This is a genomic window from Acidovorax delafieldii, assembly GCF_007993815.1.
Lineage (GTDB): Bacteria > Pseudomonadota > Gammaproteobacteria > Burkholderiales > Burkholderiaceae_C > Acidovorax > Acidovorax delafieldii.
Genome location: NZ_VJWE01000002.1, coordinates 14900 through 38813 on the forward strand (window position 1 = coordinate 14900; position 23914 = coordinate 38813).

Consider the following 23914-nt stretch of genomic DNA (forward strand, 5'->3'; position numbering starts at 1 on the left):
ATGCTCCAGCCACCATGGAAGAACCCTGGTCCCAACGGGCCGGGCGGGGCGTTGTTTGTCCTTTTTATAAGAAAAACAAGCTCAAGCGCTAGTCCGTCATGCGCTGGTAGCTATCAAAACAGTAGTAATAAAGGAACCAACACCATGTCCGCCTTGCTCATCGCTGGCAGCCCTTCAGAGCGCTCCCGCTCCGCCGCCTTGCTCGACGCCGTGGCCCAGCGCCTGTCGGTGCGCGGCGCGCTGGTGGATCGCATCCATATCCGCGACCTGTCGCCCCAGGCGCTGTTGCTGGCCGATTTTGGCCATCCCACCGTGGTGAAGGCGATTGACCAGGTGGCAGATGCCAGCGTGCTGGTGGTGGCTACGCCGGTCTACAAGGCGGCGTACAGCGGCGTGCTCAAAGTGTTTCTGGATTTGTTGCCGCAGACAGCACTCAAGGGCAAGACCGTGCTGCCCCTGGCCACGGGCGGCAGCCCGCACCACATGCTGGCGCTGGACTACGCGCTGCGCCCCGTGCTGCAGTCGCTGGGTGCCAAGAGCATCCTGCCCGGCATCTACGCCACCGACGCCCAGGTCACGCTGACGCCCGAGGGCACCTACCACGTGCAGGCCGACATTGCCGCCCGGCTGGATGACGCGGTGAACGTGCTGGTCACCGAAACCCTTCGCCCATCGCCCGCCCAGGCCACACGGTTCGCGCCCGTGCATTTCTCGCAAGTGCGATGTAGCGTCTGACGGACCACGCACCTGCGGCCCTGGCCGCAGGTGCCCACGCTCCGCCCGCCTTCCTCCTTTCCATTGTTTTCCTGGTAATGCCCGCTGAGCGCAGGCAGGGCGGGCTGTTGCCTGCTTGTACAAAAAAAGGTGCTGTTCATGTCCGGTGACGCAATCCCTCTGTCCGCACAGCCACAGGCTCCAGCGGTCCTCGAAGACCGTCCCCTGGGTTTGCGCGACGCCCTGCGCTGGCTGGGTGTTGCCTTGCTGGTGGTGGCCTCGCTCGTGGTCATCGGTGCCTTCTTACTCATGCCGGTGGTGCCTGTCGCGGGCTGAATCCCCACAGTTTTGGCCTCTTTTTGCCGCCCCATTTTTCTAGAAACAAACCATCACCATGACGACACATTTCTCTCTTCATCGCCGCCAGGCGCTGCTCACCGGTCTGGCCGCCGCCGCTCTCGGCGTCACGGGGGCCCCGGCCCTTGCACAAACGACTGCGCCCGGCCGCGTGCTGCGCGTGGGCCACCAAAAAGGCTGGCTTTCCATCCTCAAGGGCCGTGGCACGCTCGAAAAGCGACTGGCCCCGCTGGGCGTGAAGGTCACCTGGACCGAGTTCAATGCCGGCCCCGTGCAACTGGAAGCGCTCAACGTCGGCTCCATCGACTTTGGCGACGTGGGCGAAGCCCCGCCCATCTTCGCCCAGGCCGCTGGCGCGCCGCTGGTCTACGCTGGCGCCACGGTGCCGCGCCCCGCGCTGGAGGCCGTGATCGTGCCCAAGGACTCCCCGATCCGCAGCGTGGCCGACCTCAAGGGCAAGCGCGTGGCCTACAACAAGGGCTCCAACGTGCAGTATTTCCTGGTCAAGCTGCTGGAGAAGAACGGCCTGAAATACGGCGACGTGCAGTCTGTCTTCCTGGCCCCAGCCGACGCGCGCGCCGCGTTTGAAAAGGGCGCAGTCGATGCCTGGATCATCTGGGACCCGTTCCTCGCTGCCGCCCAGAAGACGCTTGATGCCCGCCTGCTGGCCGACGCCACGGGTGTGGTCAACAACCGCGCCTATTACTTCACCTCGCGCGACTTCGCGACCAAGAACACCGATGTGTTGCGCATTGCGATCGAAGAGGTCAACGCGATTGACACCTGGGCGTCCAAGAACAAGGCGGCTGCAGCCGCAGAGCTCTCTGCCGTGCTGGGGCTGGACAAGTCCATCACCGAGCTGTACCTGAACCGCGCGCAGTTCGGCACCGCCCCAGTCACGCGCGAGATCCTGGCCGAGCAGCAAGGCATTGCCGACACCTTCTTCGACCTGAAGCTGATCCCCAAAAAGCTCAACCTGCTGCACGCTGCGCCGGTCGATCTGCTGTAACCCCACCACCCAGACCACAAACACGTTCCAAGGAGCTTCCCATGCCCGCGCCCATGCCTTTCCCGTTGCACGCCCAGCTGCGACGCGTTCTGTGCGTCACGGCCACCGCCTGGGGGCTGAACGGTCAGCAGCGGCGCGCGGTCTTGCGCCCGCCCCAGTTCGGCTTTGCCATCTCCTACTGATTTCGTTCGGACCTCGCTGAGATCCCGTTTTGAAAAGACCTGTCCCATGCAAATCTTCTGGTTCATTCCCACCCACGGCGACAGCCGCTACCTTGGCACTGCCAAAGGCGCACGCCAGCTCAGCCATGACTACCTCCAGCAGGTGGCGGTTGCCGCCGACAGCCTGGGCTACGAGGGCGTTCTGATCCCCACCGGCCGCTCCTGCGAAGACCCGTGGGTAGTCGCGTCCAGCCTGATTGCCGTGACCAAGAAGCTCAAGTTCCTGGTGGCTGTGCGCCCCGGCCTGCACCAGCCCGCACTGGCTGCACGCATGGCGGCCACGTTCGACCGGCTCTCGGGCGGGCGACTGCTCATCAACTTGGTGACCGGGGGCGATCAGGCCGAGCTGGAGGGCGACGGCGTGTTTCTGGACCACGCCACGCGCTACGAGCAGTCGGCCGAGTTCATCCGCATCTGGCGCGAAATCCTCACGCGCAGCCACCAGGGCGAAGGCCTCGACTACGAGGGCAAGCACCTCACGGTGAAGGGCGCAAAGCTGCTGTTTCCACCCTTGCAGCAGCCGCACCCGCCGGTGTACTTCGGTGGGTCGTCCGACGCCGCCCACGACCTGGCGGCCGAGCAGGTGGAGACCTACCTGACCTGGGGTGAACCCCCCGCCGAAGTGGCCAAGAAGGTGGCCGACGTGCGCGCCCGCGCTGCAAAGCGGGGCCGCACGGTCAAGTTTGGCATCCGCCTGCACGTCATCGTGCGCGAAACCGAAGACCAGGCCTGGGCCGCTGCAGAAGAACTCATCAGCCATGTGGACGACGTGACCGTGGCGCGTGCCCAGGCGGTGTTCTCACGCATGGATTCCGAAGGCCAGCGCCGCATGGCACAGCTGCATGCGGGTGGCGTCAAGCGCAGCCGCGCCGACCTGGAGATCAGCCCCAACCTGTGGGCTGGTGTGGGCCTGGTGCGTGGTGGTGCGGGCACGGCGCTGGTGGGTGACCCGGAAACGGTGGCGGCGCGCATCGAGGAATACGCGGCGCTGGGGCTGGACACCTTTGTGCTCTCGGGCTACCCGCACCTGGAAGAGGCTTACCGGTTTGCCGAGCTGGTGTTCCCGTTGCTGCCCGTGGGTGTGCGCGAGAAGCTCTCTGGCGGCAACCCGCTGGGGCCGTTTGGCGAGACCGTGGCCAATGACTTTGTGCCCCGTGCGTCGCAAAGCTGAATCGGCACCGCAGGAGATATGCCATGAGCATCCAGTCCATCAACCACGTGCAACTGGCCTTCCCGGCTGAGGCCGAGGCGCCCATCCGGCGCTTTTACGCCAGCCTGCTGGGTCTGCCGGAGGTGCGCCTGCAGGCCGGTAACGCGCTGCGGTTTGCCGCGGGCACTCAGCGCATCGATCTGGTGCCTACGGAGCACTGGCAACCGGCGCCTGCGGTGTCGCACCTGGCCTTTGAGGTGCAGGACCTGCCCGCGCTGCGCCACCGCCTGCTGCAGGCCGAGCTGCCGCTGGTGGAAAACCGCGCGCTGCCCGGCTACCTGCGCTTTTACGTCAAGGACCCGGCGGGTAACCAGCTGGAGTTCCTGGAGCCCGATAACGAACAGGACATCACACCATGACACAGACCACCCGAGAGCTGCAGATATCGCCTGTGGCGGACTCCGTCGATCTCCCGCTCGAAGGGCCTTTGCTCCCAGCGTCGCTGGTCCGCTTTGTGGCCAACGTGGCGCAGCGTCTGCTGCCCTGGGCCGTGCCTGTAGGGCTCATCGTGTTGTGGCAGATCGCCTCTTCTTCGGGCTGGCTTTCCACCCGCGTGTTGCCTGCACCGCTGGAAGTGGTGAAGGCAGCCTGGACGTTGACCCTGTCCGGCGAGCTGTGGACCCACGTCAAGGTCAGCGCAGGCCGGGCGCTGGCGGGTCTGGCCATCGGGGGCGGGCTGGGATTGCTGCTGGGTCTGCTCACCGGCTCGGTCAAGCTGTTCGAGACGCTGCTCGACTCCACCATCCAGATGGTGCGCAACATCCCTGCGCTAGCGCTGATTCCGCTGGTGATCCTGTGGTTCGGCATCGACGAGTCGGCCAAGCTGTTCCTCATCAGCGTGTCGGTGTTCTTCCCGATCTATCTCAACACCTTCCACGGCATCCGCAATGTGGACCCGGGCTTGATTGAGATGGGCCGCACCTACGGCCTCGGGCGCTGGCAGCTGTACCGCCAGATCATTCTGCCCGGCGCCTTGTCGAGCATCCTGGTGGGACTGCGCTTCTCGCTCGGCCTGATGTGGGTGATCCTCATCGTGGCAGAGACCATTTCGGCACAGGCGGGTATTGGCTACCTCACGATGAATGCGCGGGAGTTCCTGCAAACCGACATCGTGCTCGTGGGCATCTTGCTGTACGCGTTGCTGGGCAAGCTGGCTGACGTGTTTGCCAAGGGGCTGGAGCGCTACTGGTTGCGCTGGCACCCCGGCTACCAGACGGCTTGAGCTGCGGGGCCCTGACTCCGACATTCCTACAACGCATTCATCACGACCATGACCCTTCCTTTCCTGATTCATCGGCGCACCGTGCTCGGTGCCCTTGCGGCCCTGTCCAGTGGCGTGGCTGCGGCGCAAGGCAAGCCCGAGACCTTGCGCATTGGTTTGCAGAAATCATCCACGCTCACCACCATTCTGCGAACACGGGGCACGCTGGAGCAATTGCTGGCACCGCTGAACGTCAAGGTCTCGTGGCACGAGTTCACCAGTGGCCTGCCTTTGCTCGAAGCCCTGAACCTGGGCAACATCGATGTCAGTGCCGACGTGGCTGACACCGTGCCCGTCTTCGCCCAGGCGGCCGGCGCCAACCTCACCTTCGTGGCGCAGGAATCGCCATCGCCCGCCGCCCAGGCCATCGTGGTGCGTGCCGATTCGCCCATCAAGACCGTGGCCGACCTCAAGGGTAAGAAGATCGGTTTTGCCAAGGCGGCGGGCGTGCACTTCTTGCTGATTGCAGCCCTGGAGAAGTCCGGCCTGACGTTCAAGGACATCGAGCCCGCCTACCTCACGCCGGCCGACGGCCGTGCAGCCTTCGAGCGTGGCGCCATTGACGCCTGGGTGGTGTGGGACCCGTTCCTGGCCGCCGTGCAAAAGCAGTCGGCGGTACGGGTGCTGGCCGATGGGCGTGAGCTGGCGTCTTACCAGCGCTATTACCTGGCCGGGACTCCCTATGCCAAGGCCCGACCCGATGTACTCGGTGTGTTCTTCCACGAGCTGCAGAAGGCCGGTGCCTGGGTCAAGCAAAGTCCCAAGGACGCAGCCGCGCTGCTGGCACCGGTGTGGGGGCTGGATGCGGGCGTGATCGAGCTGGCCAATAGCCGCCGCAGCTATGAGGTGCGCGCCGTGGTGCCCACAGCCCTTGCCGAGCAACAGCGCATTGCGGATGCCTTTTTGGCCGAGAAGCTGCTGCCCAGGCGCGTGAATGCCCTCGATGTGCCTCTCTTCAAACCCGGAGCCTGATGCCATGAGCCAGAACGATCCCAACACAGCGCAGGGCGTGCGCCTGGAAGTGCGCAGTGTGGACAAGCGCTACGGCACGCGCGATGTCCTCAAGAAGACCGAACTCACGATTGAACCCGGCCAGTTCGTTGCCATTGTGGGCCGCAGTGGCTGCGGCAAGAGCACGCTGCTGCGTCTGGTGGCGGGCCTGGAGTCAGTCTCTGGCGGTGCGATCCGCCTGGACGGCCGGGACATCACGGGCCTGAGCGGTGACACCCGCATCATGTTCCAGGACTCGCGCCTCTTGCCCTGGAAGCGCGTGGCTGACAACGTGGCGCTGGGCCTGCCGCCCGAGCGGCGCGGCGCCGCGGCCGATGTGCTGGCGCGCGTGGGCCTGGGCGACCGGCTGGGCGAATGGCCGGCACGCCTGTCGGGCGGCCAGCGCCAGCGCGTGGCCCTGGCGCGTGCGCTGGTGCACAACCCGCGCCTGCTGCTGCTGGACGAACCCCTCGGTGCGCTCGACGCACTGACCCGCATCGAGATGCACCGCCTCATTGAAGGCCTGTGGCGTACCAGCGGCTTTACGGCATTGCTGGTCACCCACGACGTGCAAGAGGCCGTGGCCCTGGCTGACCGCGTGATCCTGATCGAAGACGGCCAGATCGCGCTGGACCAGCGCATCGACCTGCCACGCCCCCGTTCGCACGGTGACGCCGCGTTTGCCGCCATCGAAAAACGCATCCTGGACCGCGTGCTGCAAAAGCCCGATGGCGACCCCGCACACGAGGCGCCATGGCCAGGTGTGCCAGCGCATGGCCTTCGCTGGGCGGTTTGATTTTTCTGTTTCTCTCACCCACTGTTTTCATTTTTCAACGGACTATTCAAGGAGAACCCCATGTCCATTCAAGCCATCAACGTACGCAACCAGTTCAAGGGCAAAGTGCGCGAGATCATTCGCGGCGATGTCGTCTCTGAGGTCGATGTCGAAACCCCCTGGGGCATCGTCACCTCCGTCATCACCACCCGTTCGGTGGACGACCTGGGCCTGGTCGTGGGTTCCGATGTGGTCGCACTGGTCAAGTCCACGGAGGTGTCCATCGCCAAGCTGTGATGGAGCACGGCGCGCAGCCATCGTGGGTATTGCGGCTGAATTGCGCGCAAAGCGGGCGGTTGAAGCGACCTGCTGCGTGCGGGGGCCTGCGGTGCTTTGGATGAAGACTGCGACGGGCGAATAGCTCGTTTGGAAACGGTCGCATCGCATGAGGGGAGGGCTGGGGGTTCATCAATACAGCCGCAGCCCGCCTTCTTTTTGACCATCCACCACGTGCCTGTTCATGGCGCTGCTCGCATTCCAGGCCCCGCAGGGGCCTGTTTTTTGGAGGCGGAACGATGCACGGGCGTGTGTTCAACCCCATAGACCAAGCGCAGTTGCGCTGAATGGTGGGTTTATGTATGATAAACATCATGCGAAATAGACAGCCCAATGCCCGAGCCGCCGCCAAAGAAGCGACCCATGAGCGCATCGTGTCGGTGGCGGCGCGGGCGATCCGTCGCCAGGGCTACCATGGCACCGGGGTTGCGGACATCATGAAGGAAGCAGGCCTGACGCATGGCGCCTTCTATGCGCACTTCGAGTCTCGCGAGGCCATGCTGGCCGAAGCGGCAACACAGGCGTGCGCTCAGTCTGTGGCGACGGTGGCGGGCGCTGTGGCGGGGGAGCCCGCCTCGCAGGCGATGGCAACCGTGCTCAAGGCCTACCTTTCGCGCGAACATGTCGAGAGCATCGAAACGGGTTGCCCTCTGGCCGCGTTGGGCTCCGAAACCTCGCGCCAGTCCCCTGAGGTGCGACGCGTCTCCACCCGGCACATCAAGGAAATGGTCGATCTGATTGCGCGCCAGTCACCTCAGTGGGGCCAGCCAGAAACGCATGAGCAAGCGCTTGTCACCTTGTCCACCATGGTGGGAGCGCTCGTGCTTGCCCGTGCTGTGGACGACGCCGCGCTGTCCGACAGCCTGCGCGAAGCCGCGCTCAAGCACCTGTTGCCGGCGGAAACGGCATAACGCGGATTCACACCCAGCCTCTTCATGATCGTGCGATGGCACGCATTTTTTTATCATTACATATGATGTTTATCATGCGAAATAACGACCCAACCCCTGCACAGCATCTGGTGCGTCATGGAGGGACGGCGTTTTTGGTGGAGCCTCGCCAGTCCGCGTGGCATTGCTGTGCAGCCATGCAATCCCTTGCAGCAAAGGAAACCCCATGAAAGCGTTTGTTCTGGATCGCTATGCCAAAAAGGGCGTACTCCGGCCTGCCGATGTTCCTGCTCCCTCCCTGCGCGACGATGAGGTGCTGGTGGAGGTCCATGCAGCGGGCGTCAACCCGCTCGACGCCAAGATCCGAGATGGTGAGTTCAAGCTCCTGCTGCCTTACAAGATGCCGCTCATCCTCGGGCACGATGTGGCGGGCGTGGTGGTGCGGGTAGGGCCGCGCGTGCGGCAGTTCAAGCCGGGGGACGAGGTCTATGCCCGGGCGGACGACTTTCACATCGGCACCTTTGCGGAGCTGATTGCGGTCAAGGAGTCTTCGCTGGCCTTCAAGCCCCGCAGCCTGACCATGGAAGAGGCAGCGTCGATCCCGCTGGTGGGCTTGACGGCATGGCAGGCGCTGGTGGAGAAGGCCCAGGTCAGCAAAGGGCAGAAGGTTTTCATCCAGGCGGGATCGGGGGGGCTGGGCAGCATTGCTATCCAGCTGGCCAAGCACTTGGGCGCCACCGTGGCCACCACCGCCGGCGCGGGCAGTGCCGCACTGGTCCAAAGCCTGGGCGCGGACGTTGTCATCGACTACCGCCAGCAAGATTTTGAAAACGTGCTGCGCAACTATGACGTGGTGCTGCACAGCCAGGACAGCAAGGCGCTGGCCAAGTCCCTGCGCGTGCTCAAGCGCGGAGGCCAACTTGTCTCCGTCTCGGGCCCACCCGATCCCGCATTCGGCAAAACCCTTCGTGCGTCGGGCTTCTTGCGGATGGTGTTCAGGCTGTTGAGCGCCGGTACCCGGCGCCGTGCCCAAGTGCTGGGCATTGGCTACTCGTTCCTGTTCATGCGTGCACAGGGCAGCCAGCTGCAGGAGATCACGCGTCTGGTGGATGCAGGGGCCATCCGCCCGGTGATCGACAAGGTGTTTCCCTTCGACGCAACCAACGAAGCCATCGCCTACGTGGAAACCGGCCGTGCCAAGGGCAAGGTCGTCGTCAAGGTGCGCTGAGCTGCTCGCTTACTGCTGCCTCGCACCCGTCTCGCGTCCGTCTCGCACCTATCGAGCCCTCACTCCATATCCATCCCTTGCACAGCCCGTGCATATCCCTGTTCAGTCCCACCCCAACCCTGGAGATTCCCATGAAGATCGAAAACGCTGTTGTCCTCGTCACCGGTGCCAATCGCGGCATTGGCCTGGCCTTTGTTCGCGAGCTGCTCGCCCGCGGTGCGCGCAAGGTCTACGCCGCCGCGCGCGATCCGTCCACCATCGTCCCGCAACCCGGCGTGCAGGCTTTGCGCCTGGACGTCAACAACCCCGAAGAGGTGGCGGCCGCCGCCGCGCAGGCGTCTGACGTGAGTTTGGTGATCAACAACGCGGGCATCGCCAAGCCCGGCGGGTTTCTGGCGGCCGACAGCGAAGAGGTGATGCGCCGCATCTTTGAGACCAATGTCTTTGGCGTGCTGCGTGTCAGCAAAGCCTTTGCCCCGGTCCTGCAGTCCAACGGAGGCGGGGCGCTGCTCAACGTGCTGTCTGTGGCGTCGTGGGTGAATGGCGGCGAGCTGGCTGCTTACTCGGCCAGCAAGTCTGCGGCCTGGTCGCTCACCAATGCACTGCGCCATGAGCTGGCTGCGCAAAACACGCAGGTCCTGGGCCTGCACATGGCGTATGTGGATACCGACCTGACGCGCGGCTTTGACGTGCCCAAGACCAGCCCGGTTCAGATCGTGCGGCGCGCGCTGGATGGCCTGGAAGCAGGCGCGGACGAGGTGCTGGCCGATGAGCTCACACAGCATGTCAAGCTCGCGATGACAGCCACGCGACCCAGCTATCTGCCGCAAGTGGCCTGAGTACGCCGCGCAGGGGGCCCACCCAGCTGGCGTGACGCTCTGGGTGGCCCCTGGTGGCGACAAAGATCGGCCACCCGGCCACCCGGCCACCCGGCCGCCGGGTATCTGGCAAGAACCCTGGGGCTATTGCCCCCAGAACCGCCCGTGTTGCCTACACTCCGGCTTATGACGACCTTTCTGGTTTGCCCTTTTGCCGCCCTGGCTGTGCTGCCCCGCGCAGCGGCCTGCGCGCGAGCGGTGGCCAAGAAGAACGCGCGTCGTCAGTTGACGCCAGCACATTCCTGAGCCCGGCGGCACCCTCTCTCCTCATCCCCTTGTAGCGCAACCATCCACCGCCGGGCACCAGCCAAGCGCGGTAGCGGCCGTCTTGTCCCCACGGGGCACCGCCGCATTCGATGGAGTGCTTTGTATGCATGCAGTTGTGACCCCTGGCGAGCGCACGCTCACCGACCTGGACTATTCGCGCCTGACCAAGCTGGTCGGCAACCGGCCAGCCCCCTTGCTGGACGACCTGCTGGCCAACGCCGATATCACCAGCCCGCGCACCGTGCAGGCAGACGTGGTCACCATGAATTCACGTGTGGAGCTGGTGGACCAGCACACCCACCGGCGCCAGGTGCTGACCCTGTGTTACCCGCAGGACGCCGAGCCTGCGGCGGGCTTCATCTCGGTGCTGTCGCCGGTGGGCATCAGTCTGCTGGGCTTGCGGGTTGGAGATATGGCCAAGTGGCAAACGCCCCATGGCGAAGAGTGCTCCGCCACCATCGAGAACATCCAGTACCAGCCCGAGGCCACGGGCGACTACCTCACCTAGTCGCCTTCGCACGCCCGCCCGCTGCGGGCCGTACCAGCAGATCACTTCTCACCAGACCGGCGCCAATCGCATTGGCAGCCGTTGGAGGAGTGCGCGTTGTTCACCACAGAAGGACGTACCACCATGACCCCTCGCTCCATCCTCGTCTTCACCGACTTTTCTGAACTGGGAGGGCACGCGCTGGCGCGCGCAGCGCTGCTGGGCGCAGAGCATCGGGCTGCGTTGCAGCTGGTGTATCTCTCCCAATCCGGCGAAGTGCCGCCACCCGACGTGGCCGTGCGACTGTCGCACCATGCGCTGCAGATTCGGCAGCGCCACCAGATTCCTGTTCATGCCGGAACACGCGTGGATTGCACGGTGGCGGATATCGCCCGCGCGGCAGCGGGTCACGACCTGGTGGTGTGGGGCATGGCCCCGCAGCGCGGGTTGCGGACCTGGTTCGGCGCGCACCCTGCGATCCAGTTGCTCCGTGCCTGCCGGCGCCCCGTGATCGTGGTGCGTAGCGCAGCGGCACAGCCCTACCAGAGCCTGATGGTGGCGGTGGACTTTTCTCAGGCTTCGCATCGCCTGGTGGAGCTGGGCCTGGCGCTCCACCCCCGCGCACGTGTGGAACTGTTCCATGCCGTCAGCACTGCCAATGAGGGCAAGCTACGTTATGCCGAAGTGTCGGAACGCGCCATCCAGATCTACCGCGAGCAGTGCAGGCGCCATGCGCAGGACCGCATGTTCACGCTGACCGACTCGTACGATGCGCGGCGCAACCGGCTTTCATTCTCCCTCGGCCGGGGCGACCCGGCGCGACAGGTGCTGGTGGCGCAGCAAGGGGCCGGGGCCGATCTGATCATGGTGGGCAAGCATCCCGCGTCCCGGTGGGCAGACTGGCTGTTCGAGAGCGTTGCGCAACGCATTCTGCGTGAAGCCCGCACGGACGTGCTGGTGGTACCGCACGGCTTTCAGTCCGCATCCCGGGGGGCCGCCCTGAAACGCCTGGCGACCGATCTGCCCGTGCGCCGTGTCAAGGCAGGCCAGCCGCGCTTGCCGAGCCATCCCAACCCTGCGGCGCTGCAGGGTGGCACATGACGAAGGAGCCCTGCGGACAGCCCTGCCGAGGTCATTGGGCTCGCCATGCATGAGGCCTAGGCCGCCTTCGCGAGCAGTGTTGTGTACCGGCTTGCGGGCCTTGCCAGGCCCAGGTTTTCCCGCAGGGTGGTGCCTTCGTAGGCGGTGCGAAACAGGCCGCGCCGCTGCAGTTCAGGCACCACCAGGTCCACAAACTCGTTGAGTGATTGGGGCAACACAGGCGGCATCACGTTGAAGCCGTCCGCCGCCCCGTTCTCAAACCATTCCTGCATGCGGTCGGCAATGGTCTCGGGTGTACCGATCACCACCCAGTGGCCGCGTGCACCGGCGAGGTATTCGTACAGCTGACGCACGGTGTACTTCTCTCGCCGAGCCAGCTCCAGCACCACGTGGGCGCGGCTGTTGATGCCCTTGGGTGGCTCGGGGATGTACGGTGGAGGTGCGTCAAGGTTCCACTTCGACAGATCCTCTCCGGGCCAGAAGGGGGTGAGCGTGGCCAGGCCCACGCTGGGGTGGATCAGCGCCTGCAGCTCGGCCCACTTGGCCTGGGCTTCTGCCTCGGTGCGGCCAATCACGGGTGAGATGCCGGGAAGCACCAGCAGTTCTTCGGGACTGCGGCCGTACTTGGCCATGCGACCCTTAACATCCTTGTAGAAGGCCTGGGCCTCGGCCAGGCTGGTCCAGGCGGTGAAGATGGCTTCGGCCGTCGCGGCGGCCAGTTCCTTGCCGTCTTCCGAGGAGCCGGCTTGCACAATCACTGGGTGGCCTTGCACCGAGCGCTCGATGTTGAGCGGCCCTTGCACCTTGAGGTGTTTGCCCACGTGGTTGAGTGCGTGCAGCTTGTCGGGGTCAAAGTAGATGCCGCTTGCCTGGTCGCGCACCAGGGCGTCGTCGTCAAAGCTGTCCCACAGCCCCTTGACCACGTCCACAAATTCGTGGGCGCGCTCGTACCGCGTGGCGGGGTCCGGGTGAGTGTCCAGGCCAAAGTTGCCGTGCACGTTTTCGGCGCTGGTGGTCACCACGTTCCAGGCGGCCCGGCCCTTGCTGATGTGGTCCAGCGACGCAAACTTGCGCGCCAGCAGGTAGGGGTCTTCGTAGGTGGTGGAGGCTGTGGCCACAAAGCCGATGTGCTTGGTGACGGCCGACAGCGCCGCCCACAGCGTCACGGGCTCGAAGTGCGAGATCCGTCCCTGGCGGCTGAAGGACTCGCGGTCGCCCTTGTGCCACACGCCGGGGCTGTCGGCCACGAACACTTGGTCAAACAGGCCACGTTCGGCTGTTTTGGCGACCTCGATGTAGTGATCGATGTTGACACCCGAATCGACCTGTGAGCCCGGGTGACGCCAGGCGGCTACGTGGTGGCCCGTGGCCATGATGAAGGCGCCGAGGCGCAGTTTTCTGGATGTGTCGGGTTGGGTCATGTGAGATTCCAAAACTTGTGGAGATGGCTCGCGGCCTTCGACACTGGCGCGGCCCAGGCCAGTGCACCCGTGGAGCCGGCTTTGCCGGGCCAGGGGGGGCGTCCCCCCAAGGGGGATGGCGCCGAAGGTGACTCAGGGGGCTACTCGGTAATAGTGATGCGATGCAGCTTGCGGTGCTGCGGGAAGAAGTCGCCCACTGCGTAGTGCTGGGTGGAGCGGTTGTCCCACACGGCCAGCGTGCCCGGCGCCCAGCGCAGGCGGGCCTGGAACTCGGCCACCTGTGGCAGGGCAAACAGCTGGGTCAGCAGCGCATCGCTGTGCGTGCGGTGCAGGCCCTTGATGTGGCTGGTGAAGGTGGGGTTCACGTACAGGATCTTCTTGCCCGTGACGGGGTGCACGCGCACCACGGGGTGCTCCACGGGCGGGTACTTGGCGCGGGCGGCCTTCAGTTCTTCGCCGCTGGCGTCCTTGCGCAGCAGGTACTCCGTCCAGCCACTGATCTCCCAGGTGTGCACGGCCGTGAGCGTTTCCAGGTAAGCCTGGAAGGCGGGCGGCAGACTGGCGTACGCGGCCGTGAGGCTGGCCCACAGCGTATCGCCGCCGCTGGCCGGGATCACCTGTGCATAGAGGCTGGTGCCCAGCGGCGGTTGCTCGCGCCAGGTGATGTCCGCATGCCATTGGTTGGACGCCTTGGGGCGCTCGGCCGTGCTCTCCACGATCTCGATCTCAGGGTGGCTCTCCAGCCGGGGGAAGAACGCCTTCACCTCGGCCACATTGCCAAAGCTGCGGGTGAAGTCCACCTGCTGCTGCGGCGTGATGTGCTGGTCGCGGAAGAACAGCACCTCGTGCACGGCCAGTGCCTGGCGCAGCTCGGCCTGCGTGGCGGCGTCCAGGGGCTGGCGCAGGTCCAGCTCGTGGATGACTGCCCCGATGGTGGGGGTGTAGGGCTCTACAGCAAAGCGGGTGAACGTGGGGTGCAAATCGTTGATCTTTGACATGGCGCTGCTTTCTGAAACGGTGGGGTGATGAAAGAGAACTCCCACACGATTGGGACAGCGCGCAGTGCGCGCATCAACGAAGCAGTTCGCATATGCATAGTCGGAAAACTGCGCCTCGCACTGGCGCGCGTGGGCCTGCCATCCGCAAATTTGGATATCTGTTTTTGGTCGTTGGCCCCCGCGCAGGGCCTGCCTAGAGTGATCGGCGACGTGTGCAGCACATTGCGCACGCACACCGGAACGACAACAGGCAAAACAACAGGCACGAAGGGTCAACAGATGAAAAAAACGCAATGGAAAACAGCGCTCTGGGCGGCTGCCAAGACAGCCAGCGCAGCGGTGGCCCTGGGCCTGTGGGCGGGTAGCGCAGCCGCACAGGCGCAAGATCCCCTGAAGGTGATCCGCATAGGCATCGCCACCGGCGGTGTGGGCAGCGACCCGGTGCGCCATGGTGGCACCTCGGCCGCGCTGGCCTACACCGATGGCGGGCTGGAAGAAGAGTTCAAGAAGGACGGCGTGAAGGTGCAATGGACCTTCTTCAAGGGCGCAGGCCCGGCCGTCAATGAGGCACTGGTCAACAAGCAACTGGACTTTGCGTGGCAGGGCGACCTGCCCTCTATCGTGCACCGGGCCAGTGACGTGAAGACCAAGATCATTCTGGGCAGTGGCGTGCGCGGCGGGCTCTACCTTGCGGTGCCGCCCGACTCCAACATCCGCCGCCTGGAAGACCTCAAGGGCCGCAAGGTGGCCGTGTTCAAGGGCACCAACCTGCATCTGGCAGCCGTGCGCGCGCTGGCCGACAAGGGTCTGAGCGAGCGCGATGTGAAACTGCTCAATCTGGATTTGCCCAGCGCTGAGGCGGCGTTGATCAGCAAGGACATCGACGCCGCATTTGGCTATGTGGGTTTTTTCAAGCTGCGTGACCAGGGCCTGGCCAAGGTGGTGTGGTCGGCTGCAGAAGATTCCTACAAGTACACCCGCCAGACGGCGCTGCTGGTGACCGACGACTTCGCCGCCCGCCACCCCAAGGCGGTGGAGCGCGTGGTCAAGACGGTGGTGCTGTACGCCCATAAATATTCCGACGAAAACCGCCGTGCCGAACTGTTTGCGCAGTGGGGCAAGGCCGAGTACGCCGAGAAGGTGTGGCGCGAAGACTTCATTGGCCAGCCGCTGCGCGTGCGCCTGTCGCCACTGCTCGACCCATTTCTGGTGGCGCGCTACAAGGACGCGGCTGACGAGGCCCACAAGCTCAAACTCATCCGCAAGAAGCCAGAGATCGATAGCTGGTTTGACCGCCGCTATCTGAACGCTGCTCTCAAGGAACTGAAACTGGAGAGCTACTGGCCCGTGTATGGCGCCAACGGGGATCTGGTCGCCGCCCCTTGATCCAGGTCTCCAATCCAAACCACGGTGCGTAAGCCCGGAAAAGCCGCTCACCACCGCTCGTTGCAACCCGCCCGCACCTTGTGCGCGGCGGGTTTTTTGTGCCTGCGCCGAGGCAACCTCATAACGCAGGCGTCGCTGCTCATGCCGCAAACATCTTTGTCATTGCATATGAGTATTAACCATTTATTTTTATAACAAACGTCTTTTACATTTCTTTTGGTTGTTATCGATGGCGCTGCGCTCACCCCAGGTGGTAGCAGCTCCACCACCCACAAAGGAAATGCAAAAGATGGCGATACCCGCACTGAACGCGGCCGGGCCAGGCAGCCCCGTGAGCCCGCTGGACGCGCTGCCGGATGCCCCCACACGCCGCCCCGCAGCGGTAAGGCAAAACGCCGCCTGGACTTGGGCGAGGCGTTCGCTTTGGGCCTGGCCCTTTCCGCTGGCCGTACTGGCGCTGTGGCAGCTCTCCGCTCTGTGGGGCTGGGTGCCCGAGCAGGTGCTGCCGCCGCCCGCCGCCGTGTTCAAGGTGTTTGGCGAGCTGCTGGCCAGCGGCGAGCTGTGGGACCACCTGCGCATCAGCATGGTCCGTGTGTTTGCGGGCTTTGGCATCGGCCTGTCGCTGGGCCTGGTGCTGGGTGGTGCCATGGGCCTGTCGCCGACATTCCGTGACTACTTCTTCCCATTGTTCAAGGCCTTCAGCCAGGTGCCGGTGATCGGCTGGCTGCCGCTGCTGATCCTGGTGGTGGGCATTGACGAGGGGCTCAAGTTTCTGCTGATCGCCAAGGCGGCCCTGGTGCCGGTGGCCATCAACACCTGCCAGGGCATTCAGAACGTGCCCAACCGGCTGGTGGAGGTGGCGCGTGTGTATGGCTTCACCCGCTGGCAGATGCTGCGCAGGGTGGTGTTTCCGGCGGCTACGGCACCCATCTGGAACGGCGTGCGCTATGGCCTCACGCATGCCTGGCTGGCGCTGGTGGTGGTGGAACTGCTGGCGTCATCGGAGGGCATTGGGTTCCTCATCGTCTATGGCCGCCAGCTCTTTCAGCTGGACGTGGTGCTGGCCGCCGTGCTGGCCGTGGGCATCGTGGGGTTTGTGATCGACAAGCTGCTGGCCGTGTCCGAGGCCTGGCTGCTGCGCTGGCGCAAGCCGGGTTTGTGAGCGGGGTGTGCCAATGTCTTCTGTGAACGTGCAACGCAACGTGTTCCAAAAAGTGCCCGCACGCCTGCGGGGCTGGGTGCTGCCCGTGCTGATCCTGGCCGTGTGGTGGCCGGTGGTGGCTTCGGGGGCGTCTGATTCACCCCTGCTGGTATCGCCATTGGCCGTATGGCAGCGCGGTGTGGGCCAGGTTGTCAGCGGCGAACTGTGGGTGGCCTTGTCGGCCAGCCTGTGGCGCATGGCCTGGGGGTTCGGCATTGGCTCCGGCATCGGGCTGGCGGTGGGTGCGCTGCTGGGCTGGTCGCGCTGGGCCGAGCGGCTGGTGGGGCCTACGTTCCACACGCTCAAGCAGATCTCGCTGTTTGCGTGGATTCCTATGCTGTCGATGTGGTTTGGCCTGGGCGATACCGCCAAGGTAGCGTTTGTGGCCATGGCGGCGTTCTTTCCGGTGGTGCTCAACACGCTGGAGGGCCTGCGCAGCGTGCCGCGTGAGTACCTGGAGGTGGCCCGCGTGTACGAGTTCAGCGTGTGGCAAACGCTGCGCCGTGTGGTGGCGCCTGCCGCCGCGCCCTCACTGTTCACCGGTATCCAGCTCTCGCTCATCTACAGCTGGCTGGCCACGCTGGGGGCCGAATACCTGCTGGCCTCGGGCAAGGGCATTGGCAACACGCTGATCGATGGGCGCGAGCATTTCTGGATGGACCTGGTGCTGTTTGGCGTGGTGGTGGTGGGCCTGGTGGGCTTTGTACTGAACGCGCTGCTGGCCGCACTGGAAAAGCGCCTGCTGGCCTGGCGTGATCGCACGATCGCCAGGTACTGATGCTGCCGACGCATCGCATACGCATACGCATACGCATACGAACACAAGGAAATCAACATGGCACACGCCGGTACCCTGGCCATTCGCGGCCTGAACAAGCAGTACGAGGTCAAGGGCGAAGCCCTGCCCGTGCTGCAGGACATCCACCTCACCATCGAGCCCGGCGAGTTCGTGAGCATCGTGGGCTCGAGCGGCTGCGGCAAGTCCACGCTGCTGCGGCTGGTGATTGGCCTGGAGGGCGATTACCAGGGCGAGATCCTGCTCAACGGCCAGCGCATTGTGGGCACCAGCCTCAACCGGGGCATCGTGTTCCAGGAGCACCGCTTGTTCCCCTGGCTCACGGTCGAGAAGAACGTGGCGCTGGGCCTGCTCAATTCCAGCCTGACCGAGGGCCAGCAGCGCGCCACCGTGCGCGAGCACATTGCGCTGGTGGGGCTGCAGGGGTTCGAGACCGCCTACCCGCACCAGCTCTCGGGCGGCATGTCGCAGCGCGTGGCCATTGCGCGGGCGCTGGTCAACCGGCCCGACATCCTGCTGCTGGACGAACCCTTTGGCGCACTCGACGCCATGACCCGTGCCCACCTGCAGCAGGAGCTGCACCGCATCTGGCAGCAGGAGGGCATCACCATGATCCTGGTGACCCATGACGTGGAAGAGGCCGTGTACCTGGGCGACCGCGTGGTCGTGATGGAGCCGCGCCCCGGCCGCATCCGCCGCACGGTTCCGGTGGGGCTGCCCCATCCGCGCGAGCGCACCTCCCACGCGTTCACCGCCATCAAGGACAGCGTGCTGCGCGAGTTCTCTGGCCACCCGGCGGCCGACCTGGCCGAGCCGCCGCTCAAGCGCGGCGAGCAGCTGGCGCCTGCCGCGCAGTGGCAATTTGCCGTTTGATTGTTTGTTCCCCTTTTACCGATCCCCGAGATTCCCATGACACAACAAAACCCCCTCGTTTTCTCCACGCGCCGTTCGCTGCTGGTGACTGGCGCTGCCGCATTCGCTGCCCCCATGGTGCTGCGCGCCCAGTCGCCCGCCAAGGTCATCCGCATCGGCTCGCCCGACCTGGGTACGGCCGGCAAGCCCTCGCCGGGCGGCAGCGTGTTTGCGGTGCTGCAGGCCAACAAGTGGCTGGAAGATGAATTTGCCAAGGACGGCATCAAGATCGAGTGGAACTTCTTTCGCGGCGCAGGCCCGGCCGTGCACGAGGCGCTGTCGGCCAAGCAGCTCGACATCGTCTCGCTGGGCGACCTGGCCGCCGTCATTGGCCGTGCGCGCGGTCTGCCCACCCGCTTCATTGCGGCCACGGGCCGGGGCAGCAACAGCTATCTGGCCACGGCGCCCGGCGTGAGCATCAAGACCGTGGCCGACCTCAAGGGCAAGAAGGTCACTGTGCTCAAGGGCACCGCCTACCAGCGCACCTTCGACAACCTGCTGGCCACGGCGGGCCTGACCGAAAAGGACGTGAAGCTCATCAACATGGACTGGCCCACCTCCAAGGCCGCCGTGGTGGCTGGGCAGATCGACGCCACGTTCGGCGGCTCGGACCTGTTCCTGCTCAAAGCGCAGGGCGCGCAGATTGCGCTCAGCACCAAGGGCCGTGGGCCGGACTACACCATCAACTCCGGCATCCTGGCCACCGAGGATTTCGCTGCACAGAACCCGCAGCTCACGCAGCGCCTGGTGACCCAGCTGGTGCGCGCCGCCCATTGGTCTTCGCAAGAGGGCAACCGCGAGTCGCTCATCAAGCTCTACGCCGACAACAGCGGCAACCCCGAGCTGTCGTTCCGCGAGGAGCTGGCGGGCGACAACCTGAACGCCCGATATTCGCCGCTGCTCGACGAGGGCTTCATCGCTGGTTACCAGGGCGTGCTGGATGACGGCGTCAAGCTGGGGCTGATCCGCCAGACGTTTGACGTGAAGGCCTGGTTCCAGCCCGCCTTCGTGCAGCAGGCCGTCAAGGACCTCAATCTCGACAAGCAGTGGCGCGAGACCGATGCCGCCGGCAAGGCCAAGGGGGCTGCATGAGCATCACCACCAATGTGGCCGCCTCCGCTTCCACCCAGGCGCCCAACATCGTCTTTATCCTGGCCGACGACCTGGGCTGGGCCGACCTGAGCGTGTACGGCCAGGCCGTCTTCACCACGCCGCACCTCGATGCGCTGGCAGGCGAGGGCGTGCGCTTTACCCAGGCCTATGCCAACTCGGCTGTGTGCTCGGCCACGCGGTTTGCGCTCATCACCGGGCGCTACCAGTACCGGCTGCGCGGCGGGCTGGAGGAACCCTTGGTGCGCAAGGCCCATGTGCACGGCCTGCCGCCGGAGCACCCCACGCTGCCATCGTTGCTGCGCGATGCGGGCTATGACACGGCGCTGATTGGCAAGTGGCACCTGGGCAGCCTGCCCACCTTCGGCCCGCTCAAGAGTGGCTACGACCGCTTCTTTGGCAACTATGGCGGTGCCATCGACTACTTCACGCACAAGCCCGGCGTGGGCGATGCCGTGGCGCGCGATTTGTACGAAGGCGAGGTGCCGGTGGAGCGCGTGGGCTACTACACCCAGCTGCTGGCCGATGAGGCCACGCGCTGGATCGGCGAGCGCAGCGCGGCCAAGCCGTTCTTTCTGTCGCTGCACTTCACCGCACCCCACTGGCCCTGGGTGGGTCCGGAGGACGAAGAGATCTCGCTGGGCCTGAAAGACCTCTTTCACTACGACGGCGGCAACCTGGCCACCTATGCGCGCATGGTGCGCTCGCTCGACAAGGCGGTGGGCCAGGTGCTGGATGCCCTCAGGGCACAAGGCCTGGCCGACAACACCATCGTCGTCTTCACCAGCGACAACGGCGGCGAGCGCTTTTCCAAGACCTGGCCCTTCACCGGCCAGAAGACCGAGCTGCTCGAAGGCGGCATCCGCGTGCCCACGCTGCTGCGCTGGCCTGCGCGCATTGCACCGCAGGTGAGCGACCAGGTCACCGCCACCATGGACTGGCTGCCCACGCTGCTGGCCGCTGCGGGCGTGGCGCCCCATGCCGACTACCCGCCCGACGGCAAGAGCATCCTGCCCGTGCTGCTGGGCGATGCGCCTGCGCACCCGCGCACGCTGTTCTGGCGTTACAAGTCGCAGCGCCAGCGCGCCGTGCGCGAGGGCCGCTTCAAGTACCTGCGCATCAACGACAACGAGTTTTTGTTCGACGTGGAAGACGACACGCTGGAGCGCGCCAACCTGCGCCACAAGCACCCCGAAGTGTTTGAACGCCTGCGCGCGGCGTGGGAGCAGTGGAATGCGCAGTTCCTGCCCATCACCGACGAGGTCATCACCCACGGGCTGTCGCCCGACATCCAGGCCGACCGCTATGTGCCCGACCTGTCCCAGCGGGGCATGTAAGGCCCGTACGGGAAAAAAACCAAAGAAAAGTGACTGATGCGCTAGTGGAATATGCGCTTTATGCTATTAAAAACATAGTGTTTACAGGCCCCTGCGCTATGGGCTGTCTGGCTACGGAACGCATGGGGCCGTCGCCAACACGGTCCCCGCGCGGTGGCAGTCACATCGACCTTGTGAGACCGGCTTTTCATCCATGAACTTTCAGCAACTGCGCTCAGTGCGCGAAACCGTGCGGCGGGGCTTCAACCTGACCGAAGTGGCACACATCCTGCACACCTCGCAGCCCGGGGTGAGCCGCCAGATCCGCGAGCTGGAGGAAGAGCTGGGCGTGGAGATTTTTGTGCGGGCGGGCAAGCGCCTCACGGGCCTGACACCGCCTGGCGAAGTGCTGCTGCCCACGGTAGAGCGCCTGCTGCTGGAGGCCGACAACCTCAGGCGCGCCGGCCAGGACTTCAGCGACAGCGCGCAGGGGCGCCTGTCGGTGGCGGCCACGCACTCGCAGGCGCGTTATGCGCTGCCCCAGGTGGTTCGCGACTTTCGGGCGTTGTTCCCGCAGGTGTCGCTGCACCTGCACCAGGGCTCGCCCCGCCAGGTGGCAGAGATGCTGTTGTCCGGCGAGGCCGACATCGGCGTGGCCACCGAGGCGCTGGCCGGCTACGACGCCCTGGTCACCCTGCCGTGCTACCGCTGGACGCACAGCATCGTGGTGCCCCCGGGCCACCGCCTGCTGGACCTGCCCGGCCCGGTGACGCTGGAGCAATTGGCGCAATATCCCATCATCACCTACGAGCTGGGCTACACCGGTCGTGCGCACATCGACGAGGCCTTTGCGCGCGAAGGCATTGCGCCCGACATCGTGCTCACCGCCATGGACGCTGACGTGATCAAGACCTATGTGGAGCTGGACATGGGCGTGGGCATCGTCGCGTCCATCGCGGTCGATGAAGAGCGCGACCGCCACCTGCGGCTCATCGACGCGGGCCATCTGTTCGAGGTCAATCTCACCCGCCTGGGTCTGCGGCGAGGTGCCTGGCTGCGCGGGTATGCCTACCGGTTCATTGAAAGCTTTGTGCCGACGCTCACGCGCGAAGCGGTCGAAAAAGCGGTGCAGCAAGGCGGCGATGGCGTGGTGGATGACGCCGACGGGCGCAGGCTGGAATGACGCAGGCGACGCCGCCGGTTTCTTGTTCTCCTCAGGCCCGCCCCCGGGCATCCCCCGTTCAGGGCAATGACTTCACGCCCTCAAACGCCGCGTTCAGCGCCGCCTCGGCGGCCAGCAGGCGCTGCCGGGCTTCACCCGACCAGGCGCGGTCCTTGGCCAACGTGTCCTTGGCGGCGGCCACCATGCGCGCGACCTCCTGGGGCTGGGGGCCGCCTGTGCCTGTGCGGGTCAGCACCATTTCGGCGGGGGACAGGGCGCGGCGGAATTCCTTTTCCGTCAGCGGCAGGCGCTGGTCCTTGATGTCGTACTTTTTGCCCGCTTCGCGGTAGATGCGGACGGCCTCGGCGTACGGAAAGTCCTTGGGCCGGATGTTGCGCTCTTTGGCGTACACGACCACGTCCGACGCAAAGTGATGGCCCACCCGGAACGGAATGGCATGGGTGCGCTGCAGGGTTTCGGCCAGCTCCATCGACGTGGTCCATTCGGATTCCAGTTCGTCCAGTGCGCGGGCCGGGTCGATGCGCAGCGAGTCCAGCACATCGGCCAGCTGCTGCAGCATCTCCACGCCCTGGACAAAGGTTTTGGCGCTGCCGGGGCTCCAGGTGTTCTTGTAGTCGATCATGCCGGGCGTCACGTTGTGGGCCCGCCACAGCGATGCCTGGGCCGACGCCACCACATCGCTGGCTTTGGCGCGGGTGTTCTGGATGATGCCGGGGTTGGCCTTTTGCGGCATGGCGCTGCTGGTGTAGGTCTTACCGCTGGCCAGCAGCAGCCATGGCCGGGTCTGGTGGTACTGGGTGTGTACATCCTGCATCAACGCGCCCACACGGATGGCCGTGGAGCTGGCGATGGACGTGGCCTCGATGGGAATGTCGTACGTGCTGATCTGCCCCGCATCCAGCGAGTTGACGATGAGCCCGTCAAACCCCAGCAGCTGTGCGAGGCGCTCGCGGTTGATGCTCCAGCTGGAGTTGGCCAGCACGGCCGTGCCCATGGGGCTGAGGTTGATGCGCGCGTAGGCCTCGCGGATGCGTGCCGAGTCGCGGGCGAACGAATCGGCAAACGCCATCAGGTAGTGCCCGTAGCTGATGGGCATGGCCTGCACGCCGTTGGTGTAGGCGGGCACATAGGTGGCGGTGTGTGCCTGGGCAATGGTGATGAGCCGTGCGCGCACCTGGTCCAGAGCATCGGCAAAGTCCAGCATCTCCAGCCGCAACTGCGCAGCGTTCAGGGTGGAGTGGATGTCCTGGCGGCTGCGCCCGGTGTGGATCAGCGTGGCCTCGGGTCCCACGGCGTCCGTGATGATCTTCTCGACCTGCAGCACATCGGTGGGGCGCTTGCCGCCCGGGGCCGTCGCCTGCGTGATCGACAGCTCCACACCGCGCGCGATGCGGCCTGCCTGGGCTTTGGGGATGATGCCTTGCTCCACGTTGACCACGGTCGATGCCATGTTGATGCGGCCAAACCAGTAGAAGGTGTCCTGCGACTTGGACAAGGCGCTGGTGGCATCGCCCTTGACCGTGCCCTGGATCTTGGCGACCTGCGCCTGGCATTCGGCCGTGGTCTTGCAGGCGGTGTCCAGGGTGTCTGCAGCCTGTGCGTGGCCCATTGCCAGGATGGCGCCCACGACCGGGGCGAGCAGGAAGCGGGTGGGGCGCAAGGTCATGGTGCGCAGCGGCTGGCGCTGAGGTGATGGCATGGTGGTTTGTCTCCTGGCATCCCGTGCAGCCAGCGGCAGGCTGGTGCGGGAATAAGATTCGTTAATTGAATGTGCTTGGCGTGGGTTTTGCCCGTGCCAGCTTCGGAATATTTCCACAGCAGGCGCTGCGAGGCCAATGCTTGTTTTTCAAGTGAATTCATTTTTTGA

Annotated in this window: 26 protein-coding genes; 22 read left to right on the plus strand and 4 right to left on the minus strand. The window is 65.2% G+C overall.

Annotated elements, in window-relative coordinates:
- The first annotated feature begins 144 nt into the window (after nucleotides 1-144).
- From ssuE to ATF69_RS01055, 15 genes are all read left to right on the plus strand, one after another.
- Nucleotides 145-735: an NADPH-dependent FMN reductase gene (ssuE, locus tag ATF69_RS00995; RefSeq protein ID WP_146869620.1), complete on the plus strand. Its 591-nt coding sequence runs from the start codon at nucleotides 145-147 to the stop codon at nucleotides 733-735.
- Nucleotides 736-873: 138 nt separating this feature from the next.
- Complete coding sequence (locus ATF69_RS23075; protein WP_158641471.1) at nucleotides 874-1050, plus strand: hypothetical protein; 177 nt, start codon at nucleotides 874-876, stop codon at nucleotides 1048-1050.
- 58 nt (nucleotides 1051-1108) lie between these two features.
- Nucleotides 1109-2080, plus strand: coding sequence for a sulfonate ABC transporter substrate-binding protein (locus ATF69_RS01000; RefSeq protein ID WP_116749593.1), 972 nt, complete (start codon nucleotides 1109-1111; stop codon nucleotides 2078-2080).
- A 53-nt stretch (nucleotides 2081-2133) separates the two neighbouring features.
- Entirely contained in the window at nucleotides 2134-2262 is a 129-nt protein-coding gene (locus tag ATF69_RS23375) for a hypothetical protein (RefSeq protein WP_280178962.1), read from the plus strand.
- 46 nt (nucleotides 2263-2308) lie between these two features.
- Nucleotides 2309-3472 carry an FMNH2-dependent alkanesulfonate monooxygenase gene (gene ssuD, locus ATF69_RS01005; RefSeq protein ID WP_146869621.1) on the plus strand — a complete coding sequence of 388 codons (1164 nt, stop codon included), beginning with the start codon at nucleotides 2309-2311 and terminating at the stop codon, nucleotides 3470-3472.
- Between the two features lie 23 nt (nucleotides 3473-3495).
- Entirely contained in the window at nucleotides 3496-3870 is a 375-nt protein-coding gene (locus ATF69_RS01010; protein ID WP_146869622.1) for a VOC family protein, read from the plus strand.
- Complete coding sequence (ssuC, locus tag ATF69_RS01015; protein ID WP_056067463.1) at nucleotides 3867-4733, plus strand: aliphatic sulfonate ABC transporter permease SsuC; 867 nt, start codon at nucleotides 3867-3869, stop codon at nucleotides 4731-4733. Before ATF69_RS01010 ends, ssuC begins: the two co-directional genes overlap by 4 nt.
- A 48-nt stretch (nucleotides 4734-4781) precedes the next feature.
- The gene (locus ATF69_RS01020; protein WP_146869623.1) at nucleotides 4782-5744 is read left to right on the plus strand and encodes an aliphatic sulfonate ABC transporter substrate-binding protein; all 963 of its coding nucleotides are present in this window, start codon (nucleotides 4782-4784) and stop codon (nucleotides 5742-5744) included.
- 4 nt (nucleotides 5745-5748) lie between these two features.
- Nucleotides 5749-6558, plus strand: a complete 810-nt coding sequence (locus ATF69_RS01025; protein WP_056067467.1) for an ATP-binding cassette domain-containing protein — start codon at nucleotides 5749-5751, stop codon at nucleotides 6556-6558.
- 60 nt (nucleotides 6559-6618) lie between these two features.
- The gene (locus tag ATF69_RS01030; RefSeq protein WP_015013774.1) at nucleotides 6619-6834 is read left to right on the plus strand and encodes a TOBE domain-containing protein; all 216 of its coding nucleotides are present in this window, start codon (nucleotides 6619-6621) and stop codon (nucleotides 6832-6834) included.
- A 341-nt stretch (nucleotides 6835-7175) separates the two neighbouring features.
- Nucleotides 7176-7784: a TetR/AcrR family transcriptional regulator gene (locus tag ATF69_RS01035; protein ID WP_146869624.1), complete on the plus strand. Its 609-nt coding sequence runs from the start codon at nucleotides 7176-7178 to the stop codon at nucleotides 7782-7784.
- Nucleotides 7785-7989: 205 nt separating this feature from the next.
- Nucleotides 7990-8991 (plus strand): NADP-dependent oxidoreductase, encoded by a 1002-nt coding sequence (locus ATF69_RS01040; RefSeq protein WP_146869625.1) that lies wholly within the window; start codon nucleotides 7990-7992, stop codon nucleotides 8989-8991.
- 131 nt (nucleotides 8992-9122) lie between these two features.
- Complete coding sequence (locus ATF69_RS01045) at nucleotides 9123-9830, plus strand: SDR family oxidoreductase (protein WP_146869626.1); 708 nt, start codon at nucleotides 9123-9125, stop codon at nucleotides 9828-9830.
- Between the two features lie 409 nt (nucleotides 9831-10239).
- Nucleotides 10240-10644 (plus strand): GreA/GreB family elongation factor, encoded by a 405-nt coding sequence (locus ATF69_RS01050; RefSeq protein WP_146869627.1) that lies wholly within the window; start codon nucleotides 10240-10242, stop codon nucleotides 10642-10644.
- A gap of 123 nt (nucleotides 10645-10767) precedes the next feature.
- The gene (locus tag ATF69_RS01055) at nucleotides 10768-11724 is read left to right on the plus strand and encodes a universal stress protein (protein ID WP_146869628.1); all 957 of its coding nucleotides are present in this window, start codon (nucleotides 10768-10770) and stop codon (nucleotides 11722-11724) included.
- Nucleotides 11725-11780: 56 nt separating this feature from the next.
- Here ATF69_RS01055 and ATF69_RS01060 read toward each other — a convergent pair whose 3' ends face one another.
- Together ATF69_RS01060 and ATF69_RS01065 are read right to left on the minus strand one after the other, a co-directional pair.
- Nucleotides 11781-13145, minus strand: a complete 1365-nt coding sequence (locus ATF69_RS01060) for an LLM class flavin-dependent oxidoreductase (protein WP_146869629.1) — start codon at nucleotides 13143-13145, stop codon at nucleotides 11781-11783.
- A 140-nt stretch (nucleotides 13146-13285) separates the two neighbouring features.
- Entirely contained in the window at nucleotides 13286-14143 is an 858-nt protein-coding gene (locus tag ATF69_RS01065) for a TauD/TfdA dioxygenase family protein (RefSeq protein ID WP_108497574.1), read from the minus strand.
- Between the two features lie 279 nt (nucleotides 14144-14422).
- Between ATF69_RS01065 and ATF69_RS01070 the strand changes: the two genes are divergently transcribed.
- The 7 genes from ATF69_RS01070 to ATF69_RS01100 all read left to right on the plus strand — a co-directional run bounded on the left by ATF69_RS01070 (nucleotide 14423) and on the right by ATF69_RS01100 (nucleotide 22047).
- Nucleotides 14423-15529 carry an ABC transporter substrate-binding protein gene (locus ATF69_RS01070; RefSeq protein WP_146869630.1) on the plus strand — a complete coding sequence of 369 codons (1107 nt, stop codon included), beginning with the start codon at nucleotides 14423-14425 and terminating at the stop codon, nucleotides 15527-15529.
- 289 nt (nucleotides 15530-15818) lie between these two features.
- On the plus strand, nucleotides 15819-16691 hold the full coding sequence (locus tag ATF69_RS01075; RefSeq protein ID WP_146869631.1) for an ABC transporter permease: 873 nt from the start codon (nucleotides 15819-15821) through the stop codon (nucleotides 16689-16691).
- A gap of 13 nt (nucleotides 16692-16704) precedes the next feature.
- The gene (locus ATF69_RS01080; protein ID WP_146869632.1) at nucleotides 16705-17508 is read left to right on the plus strand and encodes an ABC transporter permease; all 804 of its coding nucleotides are present in this window, start codon (nucleotides 16705-16707) and stop codon (nucleotides 17506-17508) included.
- Nucleotides 17509-17565: 57 nt separating this feature from the next.
- On the plus strand, nucleotides 17566-18399 hold the full coding sequence (locus ATF69_RS01085; RefSeq protein ID WP_116749602.1) for an ABC transporter ATP-binding protein: 834 nt from the start codon (nucleotides 17566-17568) through the stop codon (nucleotides 18397-18399).
- A gap of 36 nt (nucleotides 18400-18435) precedes the next feature.
- Nucleotides 18436-19530 carry an ABC transporter substrate-binding protein gene (locus tag ATF69_RS01090; protein WP_146869633.1) on the plus strand — a complete coding sequence of 365 codons (1095 nt, stop codon included), beginning with the start codon at nucleotides 18436-18438 and terminating at the stop codon, nucleotides 19528-19530.
- On the plus strand, nucleotides 19527-20885 hold the full coding sequence (locus tag ATF69_RS01095) for a sulfatase family protein (protein ID WP_146869634.1): 1359 nt from the start codon (nucleotides 19527-19529) through the stop codon (nucleotides 20883-20885). Before ATF69_RS01090 ends, ATF69_RS01095 begins: the two co-directional genes overlap by 4 nt.
- A gap of 193 nt (nucleotides 20886-21078) precedes the next feature.
- Nucleotides 21079-22047 carry a CysB family HTH-type transcriptional regulator gene (locus tag ATF69_RS01100; protein ID WP_146869635.1) on the plus strand — a complete coding sequence of 323 codons (969 nt, stop codon included), beginning with the start codon at nucleotides 21079-21081 and terminating at the stop codon, nucleotides 22045-22047.
- A gap of 58 nt (nucleotides 22048-22105) precedes the next feature.
- On the opposite strand, the gene ATF69_RS01105 is transcribed toward ATF69_RS01100, so the two are convergent.
- A complete protein-coding gene (locus ATF69_RS01105) occupies nucleotides 22106-23746 on the minus strand; it encodes an argininosuccinate lyase (protein ID WP_208758676.1) in 1641 nt (546 codons plus the stop codon).
- Nucleotides 23710-23907, minus strand: coding sequence for a hypothetical protein (locus ATF69_RS23080; protein WP_158641472.1), 198 nt, complete (start codon nucleotides 23905-23907; stop codon nucleotides 23710-23712). Before ATF69_RS23080 ends, ATF69_RS01105 begins: the two co-directional genes overlap by 37 nt.
- Between the last annotated feature and the right edge of the window lie 7 nt (nucleotides 23908-23914).

Coding starts and splice junctions, on each gene's coding strand:
- ssuC (WP_056067463.1), top strand. CDS start 3,867: ATGACACAGACCACCCGAGAGCTGCAGATATCGCCTGTGGCGGACTCC.
- ATF69_RS01060 (WP_146869629.1), bottom strand. CDS start 13,145: ATGACCCAACCCGACACATCCAGAAAACTGCGCCTCGGCGCCTTCATC.
- ATF69_RS23080 (WP_158641472.1), bottom strand. CDS start 23,907: ATGAATTCACTTGAAAAACAAGCATTGGCCTCGCAGCGCCTGCTGTGG.
- ATF69_RS01010 (WP_146869622.1), top strand. CDS start 3,496: ATGAGCATCCAGTCCATCAACCACGTGCAACTGGCCTTCCCGGCTGAG.
- ATF69_RS23075 (WP_158641471.1), top strand. CDS start 874: ATGTCCGGTGACGCAATCCCTCTGTCCGCACAGCCACAGGCTCCAGCG.
- ATF69_RS01080 (WP_146869632.1), top strand. CDS start 16,705: ATGTCTTCTGTGAACGTGCAACGCAACGTGTTCCAAAAAGTGCCCGCA.
- ATF69_RS01020 (WP_146869623.1), top strand. CDS start 4,782: ATGACCCTTCCTTTCCTGATTCATCGGCGCACCGTGCTCGGTGCCCTT.
- ATF69_RS01075 (WP_146869631.1), top strand. CDS start 15,819: ATGGCGATACCCGCACTGAACGCGGCCGGGCCAGGCAGCCCCGTGAGC.
- ATF69_RS01030 (WP_015013774.1), top strand. CDS start 6,619: ATGTCCATTCAAGCCATCAACGTACGCAACCAGTTCAAGGGCAAAGTG.
- ATF69_RS01040 (WP_146869625.1), top strand. CDS start 7,990: ATGAAAGCGTTTGTTCTGGATCGCTATGCCAAAAAGGGCGTACTCCGG.
- ATF69_RS01085 (WP_116749602.1), top strand. CDS start 17,566: ATGGCACACGCCGGTACCCTGGCCATTCGCGGCCTGAACAAGCAGTAC.
- ATF69_RS01035 (WP_146869624.1), top strand. CDS start 7,176: ATGATAAACATCATGCGAAATAGACAGCCCAATGCCCGAGCCGCCGCC.
- ATF69_RS01105 (WP_208758676.1), bottom strand. CDS start 23,746: ATGCCATCACCTCAGCGCCAGCCGCTGCGCACCATGACCTTGCGCCCC.
- ATF69_RS01070 (WP_146869630.1), top strand. CDS start 14,423: ATGAAAAAAACGCAATGGAAAACAGCGCTCTGGGCGGCTGCCAAGACA.
- ATF69_RS01055 (WP_146869628.1), top strand. CDS start 10,768: ATGACCCCTCGCTCCATCCTCGTCTTCACCGACTTTTCTGAACTGGGA.
- ATF69_RS01050 (WP_146869627.1), top strand. CDS start 10,240: ATGCATGCAGTTGTGACCCCTGGCGAGCGCACGCTCACCGACCTGGAC.
- ATF69_RS01090 (WP_146869633.1), top strand. CDS start 18,436: ATGACACAACAAAACCCCCTCGTTTTCTCCACGCGCCGTTCGCTGCTG.
- ATF69_RS01100 (WP_146869635.1), top strand. CDS start 21,079: ATGAACTTTCAGCAACTGCGCTCAGTGCGCGAAACCGTGCGGCGGGGC.
- ssuD (WP_146869621.1), top strand. CDS start 2,309: ATGCAAATCTTCTGGTTCATTCCCACCCACGGCGACAGCCGCTACCTT.
- ATF69_RS01000 (WP_116749593.1), top strand. CDS start 1,109: ATGACGACACATTTCTCTCTTCATCGCCGCCAGGCGCTGCTCACCGGT.
- ATF69_RS01095 (WP_146869634.1), top strand. CDS start 19,527: ATGAGCATCACCACCAATGTGGCCGCCTCCGCTTCCACCCAGGCGCCC.
- ATF69_RS01025 (WP_056067467.1), top strand. CDS start 5,749: ATGAGCCAGAACGATCCCAACACAGCGCAGGGCGTGCGCCTGGAAGTG.
- ATF69_RS01065 (WP_108497574.1), bottom strand. CDS start 14,143: ATGTCAAAGATCAACGATTTGCACCCCACGTTCACCCGCTTTGCTGTA.
- ATF69_RS23375 (WP_280178962.1), top strand. CDS start 2,134: ATGCCTTTCCCGTTGCACGCCCAGCTGCGACGCGTTCTGTGCGTCACG.
- ssuE (WP_146869620.1), top strand. CDS start 145: ATGTCCGCCTTGCTCATCGCTGGCAGCCCTTCAGAGCGCTCCCGCTCC.
- ATF69_RS01045 (WP_146869626.1), top strand. CDS start 9,123: ATGAAGATCGAAAACGCTGTTGTCCTCGTCACCGGTGCCAATCGCGGC.